The sequence below is a fragment of the Acinetobacter sp. ANC 4470 genome, assembly GCF_002135335.1.
Lineage (GTDB): Bacteria > Pseudomonadota > Gammaproteobacteria > Pseudomonadales > Moraxellaceae > Acinetobacter.
Genome location: NZ_NEGC01000015.1, coordinates 1 through 13,384 on the forward strand (window position 1 = coordinate 1; position 13,384 = coordinate 13,384).

Annotated in this window: 9 protein-coding genes, 1 tRNA gene and 1 pseudogene; 1 reads left to right on the plus strand and 10 read right to left on the minus strand. The window is 42.0% G+C overall.

Annotated elements, in window-relative coordinates; translation table 11 throughout:
- Positions 1-142 precede the first annotated feature (142 nt).
- The gene (locus B9T25_RS14265) at positions 143-502 is read left to right on the plus strand and encodes a hypothetical protein (protein ID WP_143222483.1); all 360 of its coding nucleotides are present in this window, start codon (positions 143-145) and stop codon (positions 500-502) included.
- Positions 503-650: 148 nt separating this feature from the next.
- On the opposite strand, the gene rpoC is transcribed toward B9T25_RS14265, so the two are convergent.
- The 10 genes and pseudogenes from rpoC to B9T25_RS14320 form a co-directional block, all read right to left on the minus strand.
- Positions 651-4,841 carry a DNA-directed RNA polymerase subunit beta' gene (gene rpoC, locus B9T25_RS14270; RefSeq protein WP_086189077.1) on the minus strand — a complete coding sequence of 1,397 codons (4,191 nt, stop codon included), beginning with the start codon at positions 4,839-4,841 and terminating at the stop codon, positions 651-653.
- A 137-nt stretch (positions 4,842-4,978) separates the two neighbouring features.
- A complete protein-coding gene (gene rpoB / locus B9T25_RS14275; protein ID WP_086189078.1) occupies positions 4,979-9,067 on the minus strand; it encodes a DNA-directed RNA polymerase subunit beta in 4,089 nt (1,362 codons plus the stop codon).
- Between the two features lie 305 nt (positions 9,068-9,372).
- Positions 9,373-9,738 (minus strand): 50S ribosomal protein L7/L12, encoded by a 366-nt coding sequence (rplL, locus tag B9T25_RS14285; RefSeq protein ID WP_086189080.1) that lies wholly within the window; start codon positions 9,736-9,738, stop codon positions 9,373-9,375.
- A 42-nt stretch (positions 9,739-9,780) separates the two neighbouring features.
- Positions 9,781-10,305, minus strand: a complete 525-nt coding sequence (gene rplJ / locus B9T25_RS14290; RefSeq protein WP_086189081.1) for a 50S ribosomal protein L10 — start codon at positions 10,303-10,305, stop codon at positions 9,781-9,783.
- Positions 10,306-10,625: 320 nt separating this feature from the next.
- A complete protein-coding gene (gene rplA, locus B9T25_RS14295) occupies positions 10,626-11,321 on the minus strand; it encodes a 50S ribosomal protein L1 (protein WP_086189082.1) in 696 nt (231 codons plus the stop codon).
- 2 nt (positions 11,322-11,323) lie between these two features.
- A complete protein-coding gene (gene rplK / locus B9T25_RS14300) occupies positions 11,324-11,752 on the minus strand; it encodes a 50S ribosomal protein L11 (protein ID WP_004650656.1) in 429 nt (142 codons plus the stop codon).
- Between the two features lie 118 nt (positions 11,753-11,870).
- Entirely contained in the window at positions 11,871-12,404 is a 534-nt protein-coding gene (nusG, locus tag B9T25_RS14305) for a transcription termination/antitermination protein NusG (RefSeq protein ID WP_086189083.1), read from the minus strand.
- A 7-nt stretch (positions 12,405-12,411) separates the two neighbouring features.
- The gene (secE, locus tag B9T25_RS14310; RefSeq protein WP_086189084.1) at positions 12,412-12,852 is read right to left on the minus strand and encodes a preprotein translocase subunit SecE; all 441 of its coding nucleotides are present in this window, start codon (positions 12,850-12,852) and stop codon (positions 12,412-12,414) included.
- Between the two features lie 73 nt (positions 12,853-12,925).
- Positions 12,926-13,001: transfer RNA gene (locus tag B9T25_RS14315), tRNA-Trp, on the minus strand.
- 53 nt (positions 13,002-13,054) lie between these two features.
- A pseudogene (locus B9T25_RS14320) lies at positions 13,055-13,384 on the minus strand (elongation factor Tu); the annotation flags it as partial.

Below are 13,384 nucleotides of genomic sequence, written 5' to 3' on the forward strand. Positions count from 1 at the left end.
AGCTTGTTTAGACTTGGTTTTGATTTAATTGTTGAGGGATTGAAGTATGCACTTTTCCATCAAGATGATTCAAAAATACTAAATATCATTGATCAATTGCGATGCTGTAATCGATTACTAAAATCGAAATATGATTTTTGTCGTGTACAAAGAAAATTTTTATAGATTACTCAGGAAACTTGTTAAGGAAGGCTACTTATATAAAGAGGTCAATATAAAAAATCATAGGCTATCTTTGTTTTCCGAATCTGAAAAGATGAATGAATATAGGAAAAATTTAAAAACTAAATCTAATCAATACCATTTTTCAGAACTGAAAAAGAAAACAAGTGAATTAAAAGCAAAAAAAGATTTTATTGAAAAGCAGATTTCTAGTGCGAAGCAAGCGCTTATTGATTTTCCAAATTTAGAAGTAGAAATAAACAAAAGAAAAATAATTCTTGCTCAAGAGTTATTCCAAATGAATGCTTACAATACTTTTTTAGATTCTTTAATTCCATAAACAAAAAAATACACACTATTTACATAGTGTGTATTTTTTACGGCTAACTAATTATATTAAAAATCAATAATTAGTTAACTTTTTTAAACAAGTACATAGTATTCACTCTGTACTTGGTGACGCGCCTTTTTTAAACATTAACTAGGAATTAAAATTCTTGGTTAAATGCTTGGCTTAATGCTTGATCTACATCACTAAAGTCATTTACAAGTTCGTGTTCAGCAGCTTCTGCTTCCTGACGACGACGTTCTAAATGATACGCAAGACCTGTACCCGCTGGAATCAAACGACCCACAACAACGTTCTCTTTCAGACCGCGTAATTCATCTTCTTTACCTGTCACAGCCGCTTCAGTTAACACACGTGTTGTTTCCTGGAACGATGCAGCAGAGATGAACGAGTCAGTAGAAAGTGATGCTTTGGTAATACCCATCAATTGGCGTTCATACTTCGCTGGGAACTTGTTCTGAGCAAGTACAGCTTGGTTTTCAGCAACCATGCGGATGTAATCCACTTGCTCACCTTTAATGAAGCTCGTATCACCACCATCAGTGATTTCAACTTTACGCAACATTTGACGAACAATCACTTCAATGTGTTTGTCGTTGATTTTTACACCTTGCAGACGATAAACGTCCTGAACTTCGTTCACGATGTAGTTAGTCAACGCCACTTCACCTTTAAGACGCAAGATGTCATGTGGATTTTGTGGGCCGTCAGAAACGGTTTCACCACGGTTCACATGCTCACCCTCATACACGTTCATGGTACGCCATTTCGGAATCAACTCTTCATAAATTTCAGAGCCATCATCTGGAGTAATCACTAAACGGTTTTTACCTTTAGTCTCTTTACCGAAGCTTACAACACCTGAAATTTCAGCCAAGATTGCATGTTCTTTCGGTTTACGTGCTTCGAACAAGTCAGCTACACGCGGTAGACCACCGGTAATATCACGAGTACGTGAAGTTTCTTGTGGTACACGACCAATTACGTCACCGACACCAATCGTTTCGCCATCACGGACAGAAAGAATTGTGCTTTGTGGCAAGAAGTAGAACTGTTCACCACCATCAGTGGTATCAAGCACTACTGCAGGACGCAAATCTTTACCTGACGCAGGACGTGAAGTCACTGGTAAGATTTCAATTGTCGTCATACCTGTTGCATCATCAGTTTTCGATGTCACAGTTACGCCATCAGCGATTTGGCTGAAACGAACTTTACCAGCAACTTCAGTTACCAGTGGATGTGTATGCGGATCCCAAGTTGCAACGATACCGCCAGCTGCTACAGCTTCGCCATCTTTCAAGATGATCGACGCACCGTATGGAATTTTGTAGCGTTCACGTTCGCGGCCTAAGTCATCAGCAATACCAATTTCGCCTGAACGAGAAGTTGATACTAAGTGACCTTTGGCATGTTGTACAGTTTTCACATTATGGAAACGTACAGTACCTTTGTTACGTACTTGAATATTATTTGCAGCAGAAGTTCGGCTTGCAGCACCACCCACGTGGAATGTACGCATGGTTAACTGGGTACCCGGCTCACCAATTGATTGTGCAGCCATTACACCAACTGACTCACCAGGATTTACCTGATGACCACGTGCAAGGTCACGACCATAACATTTCGCACACACACCGAAAGTCGATTCACAGCTTACTACTGAACGTACTTTAACTTCGTCAACACCCGCGTCTTCAATGAAGGCAGCAAGTTTTTCGTCAATCAAAGTATTGCGTGGAAGAATGACTTCGTCAGAACCAGCACGTTTCACATCTTCAGCAACAACACGACCAAGAACTCGGGCACCCAGGTTTTCGATTACATCGCCACCTTGAATGAATGGAGTCATCACCAGACCGCTTAAAGTACCGCAATCAGGTTCATTGATCACTAAATCCTGCGCTACGTCTACCAGACGACGAGTCAAGTAACCCGAGTTCGCAGTTTTAAGTGCTGTATCGGCCAAACCTTTCCGTGCACCATGTGTTGAAATGAAGTACTGAAGTACCGTCAAACCTTCACGGAAGTTTGCTTTAATTGGGGTTTCAATGATCGAACCATCTGGTTTCGCCATCAAACCACGCATACCCGCAAGCTGACGAATCTGAGCTGCCGAACCACGGGCACCAGAGTCAGACATCATGTAGATACTATTGAATGATTTTTGCTTTTCATCTTCACCCTGTTTGTTTTTAACAGTGGTAAAAGACAAGTTGTCCATCATCGCTTTAGCAACTTGGTCATTGGTACGCGCCCAAATATCGACCACTTTGTTATAACGCTCACCAGCAGTTACGAAACCTTGTTCAAACTGTTGTTCAATTTCACGAACTTCAGTTTCTGCTTTTTCGATAATCGTATATTTCGTTGGTGGAATAAGCATATCTTCCATACCAACAGATACACCAGAGCGCGTCGCTTGACGGAAGCCCAAGTACATCAATTGATCCGCAAAGATAACGGTATCTTTAAGACCCAATTTACGGTAGCAAGAGTTAATTAACTTCGAGATGTTCTTTTTATTCATCTCAACGTTAATTTGCTGAAAGTCCATTCCTTTAGGAACAACTTCCCAAAGCAAACAACGACCTGGAGTCGTATCTACAATAATCGTTTGATCTTCACGATTACCGTCTTCATCAATCACCGTTTGATGTACACGTGCTTTTACGCGAGCGTGTAAGTTCACTTGACCTGTAGCAAGCGCACGGTTTACTTCATCAGTATCCGCAAACACCATGCCTTCACCTTTGGCATTGATTGCATCACGGGTAATGTAATACAAGCCCAAGACCACGTCCTGAGAAGGTACGATGATTGGCTCACCATTGGCTGGAGACAAGATGTTGTTGGTCGACATCATTAAGGCACGAGCTTCTAACTGAGCCTCGATTGTTAATGGTACGTGTACCGCCATTTGGTCACCGTCGAAGTCGGCGTTAAACGCAGCACAAACGAGGGGGTGAAGACGGATTGCTTTACCTTCAATCAGGATCGGTTCAAATGCTTGAAGACCCAAACGGTGAAGTGTAGGCGCACGGTTCAACATCACTGGATGTTGACGAATCACGTGAGCAAGAACGTCCCAAACTTCTGGGGTTTCGCGCTCAACCATTTTCTTCGCAGCTTTAATGGTGGTTGCTTGACCTGAAGCTTGTAGTTTTGCAAAGATGAATGGTTTGAATAACTCAAGTGCCATTTTCTTCGGAAGACCACATTGATGCAAACGTAAAGTCGGGCCTACGGTAATTACCGAACGACCTGAATAGTCAACACGTTTACCCAACAAGTTTTGACGGAAACGACCTTGTTTACCTTTGATCATATCGGCCAAAGATTTAAGCGGACGTTTGTTCGAACCTGTGATTGCACGACCACGACGACCGTTATCAAGCAACGCATCTACAGACTCTTGCAACATACGTTTTTCGTTACGTACGATGATGTCTGGCGCTGAAAGGTCAAGAAGACGTTTTAAACGGTTGTTACGGTTAATCACACGACGGTAAAGATCATTCAAGTCAGACGTCGCGAAACGGCCACCTTCAAGCGGAACTAACGGACGAAGATCTGGTGGAAGAACTGGTAATACAGTCAACACCATCCATTCTGGTTTGTTGTTCGACTCTTTGAATGCTTCCATCAACTTCAGACGTTTAGAGGCTTTTTTAAGCTTCGTTTCTGAAGTGGTTTGTGGAATTTCTTCACGAAGACGCGAAATTTCATTTTCAAGATCAATGTCTTTCAACAAATCTTGAATCGCTTCTGCACCCATTTTCGCGCTGAATTCATCACCGTGTTCTTCTAACGCTGTGAAGTATTCTTCATCGTTTAGAAGTTGGTATTTCTCCATCGGAGTCATACCCGGATCAGTTACAACGTATGATTCGAAATACAATACACGTTCGATATCACGTAAAGTCATATCTAATAATAGACCAATACGAGATGGTAATGATTTCAAGAACCAAATGTGCGCCACTGGAGATGCTAGGTCAATATGACCCATGCGCTCACGACGAACTTTTGCAGTAGTGACTTCAACGCCACATTTTTCACAAATGACGCCTTTGTATTTCATACGCTTGTATTTACCACACAAGCATTCGTAATCTTTAACTGGACCAAAAATTTTGGCACAGAATAAACCATCACGTTCTGGTTTAAACGTACGATAGTTAATGGTTTCTGGTTTTTTAACTTCACCGTGAGACCATGACTTAATCATTTCTGGTGACGCAAGACCAATACGGATGCGATCAAACTCTACTGGAGCATGACCGTCTGAATCCGTCTTTTTGCGCATGATATCGAGCAAGTCTTTCAATTTTTTTCTCCGTGTGCCAAGAAGATTTTCGCTTCCCGGCTGGGTCACAAATATTGTTTTTTAACTGAACAACCCTCCCTTGCCCTTTCTCAAAAGGTGAGAAGCATCGCTTCGCAAGGGGGGGATTGAATGGTTACTTAGTCACCATTTTTCAGTTCAATGTTGATACCTAAAGAACGGATCTCTTTGGTCAATACGTTGAACGATTCAGGCATGCCCGGATCCATATAATGGTTACCATCTACAATGTTCTTATAGATGCGAGTACGACCTTCAACGTCATCCGACTTCACAGTAAGCATTTCTTGCAACGTATACGCTGCACCATATGCTTCAAGCGCCCAGACTTCCATCTCACCAAAACGCTGACCACCGAATTGAGCTTTACCGCCCAATGGCTGTTGCGTTACAAGTGAGTAAGAACCAGTAGAACGCGCATGCATCTTGTCATCAACCAAGTGATTCAGTTTCAACATGTACATGTAACCTACAGTTACTGGACGGTCAAACTGCTCACCTGTACGTCCGTCATACAAGACTGTTTGACCTGTACGTGGAATGTCTGCAAGTTCTAATAACTCTTTAATTTGATCTTCATTTGCACCATCAAATACTGGTGTAGCCAAAGGAATACCTTTACGCAAGTTACCCGCAAGAATCATAACTTCATCATCGGTTAAGCTATCAAGATCTTCTTGCTCGCCACCCACTTTGTTGTAAATCTTGTCTAAGAATTCACGAAGTTCAATCACTGTACGCTGCTGCTGAAGCATCTTGTCGATTTTTTCGCCAAGACCTTTTGCCGCCATACCCAAGTGAGTTTCAAGAATCTGACCCACGTTCATACGTGACGGTACACCCAGTGGGTTCAACACGATATCAACAGGGACACCATGAGCATCATGTGGCATGTCTTCAACGGGTAAGATATTAGAAACAACACCTTTGTTACCGTGACGACCCGCCATTTTATCACCCGGTTGGATGCGACGTTTTACAGCCAAGTAAACTTTAACAACTTTTAATACGCCAGTTGTAAGTTCATCACCTGTAGAAAGTTTGCGTTTTTTCTCAGCAAATTTCTCATCAATTTCGATGCTCTTCTCTTTCAAGAACACTTGAATTTGAGTTAAGCGCTCAGCAATACCTTCATCATTTGGTTGAATTTCAAGTAGATCGACAAGCTCTAAACCAGACAACATGTCTTCGACAAGTTTGTCACCACGTTTAGTTGTACCACCACCATTCGATTCTTGACCTTTCAACAAACGAACAATACGTTCACGTGCTGCTTCTTCGAAGATTTTGTATTCTTCTTTCAAGTCTTTACGGTAAGCATCTAACTGCGCTTTTTCAATTGCTTGAGCACGTTCGTCTTTTTCAAGACCGTCACGTGTAAACACTTGAACATCAATCACAGTACCTTTCGTACCCGATGGAACACGTAAAGATGAATCTTTCACGTCAGCTGCTTTTTCACCGAAGATTGCGCGAAGCAATTTTTCTTCTGGTGTTAACTGCGTTTCACCTTTAGGCGTTACTTTACCGACAAGGATATCGCCAGCAGTCACTTCAGCACCGATGTAAACAATACCTGATTCATCAAGTTTAGAAAGCGCTGCTTCACCCACGTTCGGGATATCGGCAGTGATTTCTTCAGCACCCAATTTAGTATCACGTGCGACACATGATAATTCTTGGATATGAATCGAGGTTAAACGGTCTTCTTGAAGCACACGCTCAGATAACAAGATCGAGTCTTCGTAGTTATAACCATTCCACGTCATGAACGCGACGCGCATGTTTTGACCTAGCGCAAGCTCACCACCATCCGTTGATGGACCATCAGCCAATACGTCACCACAAGCAACTTTATCGCCAAGTTTCACAACAATCGTTTGGTTAATACAAGTGTTTTGGTTCGAACGCGTATATTTGATCAGGTTGTAGATATCTACGCCCGCTTCGCCTGCGATCATCTCTTCTTCGTTTACACGAATAACCACACGAGACGCATCAACGAATTCAATACGACCACCACGGTTTGCAATAACACATACACCTGAGTCACGCGCTACGTTTGCTTCCATCCCTGTACCAACAAGCGGCTTGTCAGCAATCAAAGTCGGCACAGCCTGACGTTGCATGTTTGAACCCATCAATGCACGGTTGGCATCATCGTGTTCAAGGAACGGAATCAGTGATGCTGCAACAGATACAACCTGTTGAGCAGAAACATCCATATGCGTCACTTTTTCAGGTGGCATACGTACGAAATCACCTTGGTGACGGACTGAAACAAATTCCTCAGTCAACGTACCATTTTTATCTACACCAGAATCGGCCTGCGCAATCACAGTACCTACTTCTTCAATTGCAGATAAATACTCGATATCCATGGTTACGCGACCATCAATAACTTTACGGTATGGCGTTTCTAGGAAACCAAAGTTATTTGCTTTTGCGTACACTGAAAGTGAGTTGATCAAACCAATGTTTGGTCCCTCAGGCGTTTCAATTGGACATACACGACCATAGTGAGTTTGATGTACGTCACGCACTTCAAAGCCTGCACGTTCACGTGTTAAACCACCGGGTCCAAGTGCTGATACACGACGTTTGTGTGTAATTTCAGACAATGGATTATTTTGATCCATAAACTGAGACAATTGGCTTGAACCAAAGAATTCTTTGATTGCAGCAGCAACTGGTTTCGCATTGATCAAATCTTGTGGAGACAAGTTATCTGTTTCAGCTTGGCTTAAACGCTCTTTAACAGCACGTTCTACACGAACTAAACCAACACGGAATTGGTTTTCTGTCATCTCACCAACTGAACGTACGCGACGGTTACCCAAGTGGTCGATATCGTCGACTTCACCTTTACCGTTACGAATTTCAACCAGTGTTTTTAATACGTCGGTAATGTCACTGTTTGAAAGAATACCTTCAATCGCACGTGACTTCTGATCTGTACCCACATCGTATGGACGACCCAAACGACGGTTGAACTTCATACGACCTACAGGTGATAAATCATAACGCTCTGTAGAGAAGAATAAGTTATTGAATAAGTTTTCAGCAGCTTCTTTTGTTGGTGGCTCACCTGGACGCATTACTTTGTAGATTTCTACCAGTGCTTCTTCACGACCTGAAGTCGTATCTACACGTAAAGAATCCGCAACGAAAGAACCACGATCGATGTCATTGGTAAATAGAATGTTAAATTGTTTAACACCACCTTCTGCCAACTTCACCATTACTTCATGACTAAGCACAGTATTAGCAGGAACGATATCGCCATCATGTAATTTGATATCTTCTGCAGTGATGCGCTCATACAAGTATTCATCAGGAACAGCTAACTTCGTTAAGCCAGATGCTTCCATTTGACGTACATGACGTGCATTAATACGTTTACCTTGTTCAACAACCACTTTGCCGTCAGCATCAGTGATATCGAATTGAGCCATTTCACCGCGCAGGCGTTCAGGCACAAGGTCAATTTGATAACTACCCATGTCAAGATACACAGGTACTTTTTCGTAAAACATGTCTAAGACTTGTTCGTTGCTATAGCCTAATGCACGAAGTACCACAGTCGCGAGTAATTTACGACGACGGTCAATACGGACATAGACTAAATCTTTCGCATCAAATTCAAAGTCTAACCATGAACCACGGTAAGGAATGATGCGTGCAGAATAAAGAACTTTACCACTCGAATGTGTTTTGCCTTTATCGTGGTCAAAGAATACACCTGGTGAACGATGTAATTGAGAAACAATTACACGCTCAGTACCATTGATAACAAAAGTACCATTTTCGGTCATGAGTGGCATTTCACCCATGTACACTTCTTGTTCACGTACGTCTTTAATCGATTTGGTTTCGCGATCTTTGATGATCAAACGAATTTTTACGCGCATTGGTGCTGCATAAGTCGAACCACGTAAAATACATTCACGTACATCAAACTCAGGCTTACCAAGACTATACTCAACAAATTCTAAAGCAGCATTGCCAGAATAACTTTCAATAGGAAAAACTGAACGAAATGCGGCTTGGAGACCGATATCTTCGCGGTTTTTTGGAGTTTTGCCATCTTGTAGGAATGTTCTGTACGAGTCGACTTGAATCGAAAGCAAGTACGGAGCATCCATGACGCTAGGCAATTTACCAAAATTCTTACGAATCCGTTTCTTTTCGGTATATGAGTATGCCATCTGGAGTCCTCGGAAAGTAAACTAAGCCCGCCTGCAGAACGGGTCTAGAAGGAATTACACAGGCCGATATGGCCACCACTTTTTACAAATGCTGCAATTTTTAGTGGTATTAAAACGCTTAGCAATATTTTCAAATATGAAAAAATATTGGTAAATGTTTGATATTATTAATTTATTATAGCAATTGATGCTTTTCACACCAATCAAACAAAAATCGAGCCGATAATTGTAACGCAAAAAGGCTGATGACCCAAGAGCCATCAGCCAAATTTCGGGGTCAATTTAAAATTAGACCCCTAGCCAAATTACTTAACAGTAATTGTAGCACCAGTAGTTTCAAGTTTAGCTTTAAGTGCATCAGCATCTTCTTTAGAAATACCTTCTTTAAGAATTTGTGGAGCACCTTCAACTAAATCTTTAGCTTCTTTCAAGCCAAGACCAGTAACTTCACGAACTGCTTTAATTACAGCTACTTTGTTAGCACCGAAAGAAGTCAACTCAACGTTGAATTCAGACTGTTCTTCAGCAGCAGCAGCAGCAGGACCAGCAGCTACAGCTACAGCAGCAGCAGATACGTTGAATTTCTCTTCGAAAGCAGAAATAAGTTCAACAAGTTCAAGAACAGTTTTTTCAGCAACTGCGTTTAGGATTTCTTCGTTTGTTAAAGCCATGAGAGTAACTCCAAATGGGTATTGAGTGGTGTGAAGGTAGATTTAAGCTTCGGTAACTTCTGTAACTTCTGGAGCTTCGTTTTTCTCTTGAAGCGCTGTAAGTAAGCGACCCAATTTCGAAATAGGAGCTTGAAGAACAGATGCGAGCATAGTAAGCGCTTTTTCTTGGTTCGGAAGATTCGCGATAACACTAATTTCTTCACCTTGATAAAGTTTGCCGTCAAATGCAGCAGCCTTTAATTCAAATGCTTTGTTAGTTTTAGCGAATTCTTCGAACAAGCGTGCAGCTGCACCCATATCGTCTTCAGAAGTTGAGAATGCTAAGATTGTTGGGCCAACAAGGTTATCATTCAAAATCGCGAATTGCGTATCTTGAAGAGCACGTTTAGCCAAAGTATTACGTACAACACGTGTAGCAACACCTAGTTTACGAGCTTCAACACGAAGAGCTGTTAATTGCCCAACGGTTAAACCTTGGTAGTCAGCAACAACGGCAGCGAGCGCTGTAGAAGCAATTTCAGCTACTTCAGCAACGATCTGTTTTTTGCTTTCAATAAGAAGAGCCATTGTAAAACCTCCTAACGGTGATTTATGTACTCAAACGAGTACACTCCCAATTCGTAAGTCAACAAGGATTTGACTTACACGCGGAGGAGGAATAAATCACACCACCGCGTCTACTCGGACTGGACTTTTAAGAAGTGAATCCCGAAAGACTCCCCTCGCCCGAGGTCTTTGACGCTGATAAACTTACATCTATCAATTCAAAGTTTGCCTAATGTGTAAAACACCACAAAAACAATCAATATGTGATTTTTTTTGCGTAAAATTTTAAGCATTGCTTAAAATTTTAGTCAGGGCTTTAAAATTCTGTAATAAGTCGAGACTTATTTAGAAACGTTTGCTACATCAACAATAAGACCAGGACCCATAGTAGAGCTCACAGTGATCTTCTTGATATAAATACCTTTAGAAGTCGCTGGTTTTAATCTTTTCAAATCAGCAACCAACGTTTCAAGGTTTTGACGGATCGCAGCAGCTTCAAAGCCAACCTGACCAATCGCAGCATGGATAATACCGCCTTTGTCTACACGGTAACGCGCTTGACCAGCTTTAGCGTTGCGAACAGCGCCAGCTACGTCAGGAGTTACAGTACCCACTTTCGGGTTTGGCATTAAGCCACGTGGACCAAGAATCGTACCCAACTTACCTACAACACGCATTGCATCTGGAGCAGCAATAACAACATCGAAGTCAAGATTACCGGCTTGAATACTTTCAGCAAGATCTTCAAAACCAACAATGTCCGCGCCTTCAGCTTTAGCAGCTTCAGCAGCAGCACCTTGAGCAAACACAGCTACACGTACAGTTTTACCTGTACCTGCAGGAAGTGTAGTCGCGCCACGAACAACCTGATCAGATTTACGCGGGTCAACACCTAGGTTTACTGAAACATCCAAAGATTCTTTGAATTTAACAGCTGGAAGATCGTTAAGGATCTGAACTGCTTCTTCTAAAGTGTAAACTTTTTGAGCTTCAACAACTGTCGCAATAGCTTTTTGACGTTTCGTTAATTTAGCCATTTTTATAGCTCCACTTCCAAGCCCATAGAACGCGCAGAACCAGCAATGGTACGTACACGTGCGTCTAAATCAGCACCAGTTAAATCTGGTTCTTTAGTAGTCGCAATCTCTTCTAATTGAGCGCGAGTCAACTTACCAACTTTAGTTTTGTTAGGTACAGCTGAACCCTTAGAAATACCAGCAGCCTTCTTAAGAAGAACAGCAGCAGGAGGAGTTTTCATGATGAATGTGAACGACTTATCGTTGTACACAGTAATCACTACAGGAATTGGAAGACCCGCTTCAACTTTTTGCGTTGCAGCATTGAATTCTTTACAGAATGCCATGATGTTAACACCACGTTGACCCAATGCAGGACCAATCGGTGGAGATGGATTCGCTTTACCAGCTGGAACTTGCAGCTTGATATAGCCGTCAATCTTCTTAGCCATTTCAAATTACCTCTGGGTACAAACGCCGCTAGGCTCCCCAACGCTATTCATGTAACAAAACTGTTACAACAACAATGCCCGACTCATAACAAATCGGGCGTTTTTCAACCAACTTAAATTAGTTCGCTTTTTCGACTTGGCGAAATTCGAGCTCAACTTGAGTTGGTCGATTAAATACATTAATAGTCAACGTTAAACGTGACTTCTCGTATTGAACTTCTTCCACCACACCCTTAAAGTCAGTGAATGGACCATCAACAACAAGTAATTCTTCACCTGGCTCAAACATCGTTTTAGGACGAGGTGCTTCACCAGTATTACGTACACGCGCAAGAATCGCATCAGCTTCTTTTTGCGTAATCGGTGCAGGCTTTTCAGCAGTACCACCAATAAAACCGAGTACTTTTGGACATTCTTTTACGATATGCCAAGTATCATCATTCATTTCCATTTCGACCAATACATAGCCTGGAAAGAATTTACGCTCTGATTTACGCTTCTTACCATCCTTCATTTCCACCACTTCTTCAGTAGGAACAAGGACTTCACCAAAGCTATCGGCTACAGCGCTACGCTGGATTCGATCATTAAGTGAGCGCAACACTTGTTTTTCATAACCTGAATAGGCATGAATAATGTACCAACGTTTCATAGCTCTCTTACCCGATAATAAACTTCATTAACCAGCCTAAAATATAATCAAAACACCATAGAACAATGGAGGCGATTACAACAACCGCAAGAACATGCCAAGATGTGGTCACTGTTTCTTGCTTAGTAGGCCAAGTCACACGACGTAACTCTATTCGTGCATCTTTCAATAAACGAACAAAGCCTTTGCCTTGATGGGTGGCGTATAATAAACCCAAAGCCGCTACGATACAAGCCAAAATCACACCAACGCGCACCCAAACATTATTCGCAGGTGCCCAATACGCTGGCAAATACTGACCCACCATGGTCGCACCAATCAATAAAATCAATGCGATAACCCATAGAACTATATCTAAAGGGGAACCAGAGTGAACAACTTCAATAGGATTATTTCTTTGTGGAATTGGCGCTTCGCTTAATGCGTCACGCGATTTATCATTCGACATTTTTGTACTCGTCGTAGGCTTCGCGACTTATTATATGACAATTTAACCAGCATCAAGCTTTTTTTTAAAAAAATGGCAGGCCAGGAGGGACTCGAACCCCCAACATTCGGTTTTGGAGACCGACGCTCTACCAATTGAACTACTGACCTAGAATACAAATCGGAAACCCAAACCCCCGATCTATATATATTCACTTATCGGATTATAGAGTTACTTTCGCAACAACACCAGCACCTACAGTACGACCACCTTCACGAATCGCAAAACGTAGACCTGGGTCCATTGCGATTGGGTGAATTAATTCTACTGACATTTCTACGTTGTCACCAGGCATAACCATTTCAACGCCTTCTTGTAACTGAATAGCGCCAGTTACGTCAGTTGTACGGAAGTAGAACTGTGGACGGTAACCGTTAAGGAATGGAGTATGACGACCACCTTCTTCTTTAGAAAGTACGTATACTTCTGCATCGAATTTAGTGTGTGGCTTGATTGTACCTGGTTTAGCAAGTACTTGACCACGTTGAACGTC

Excerpts from the sequence above, each read along its gene's own strand:
- rpoB (WP_086189078.1), bottom strand. The coding sequence starts at position 9,067 with ATGGCATACTCATATACCGAAAAGAAACGGATTCGTAAGAATTTTGGT.
- rplL (WP_086189080.1), bottom strand. The coding sequence starts at position 9,738 with ATGGCTTTAACAAACGAAGAAATCCTAAACGCAGTTGCTGAAAAAACT.
- rplJ (WP_086189081.1), bottom strand. The coding sequence starts at position 10,305 with ATGGCTCTTCTTATTGAAAGCAAAAAACAGATCGTTGCTGAAGTAGCT.
- rplA (WP_086189082.1), bottom strand. The coding sequence starts at position 11,321 with ATGGCTAAATTAACGAAACGTCAAAAAGCTATTGCGACAGTTGTTGAA.
- rplK (WP_004650656.1), bottom strand. The coding sequence starts at position 11,752 with ATGGCTAAGAAGATTGACGGCTATATCAAGCTGCAAGTTCCAGCTGGT.
- nusG (WP_086189083.1), bottom strand. The coding sequence starts at position 12,404 with ATGAAACGTTGGTACATTATTCATGCCTATTCAGGTTATGAAAAACAA.
- secE (WP_086189084.1), bottom strand. The coding sequence starts at position 12,852 with ATGTCGAATGATAAATCGCGTGACGCATTAAGCGAAGCGCCAATTCCA.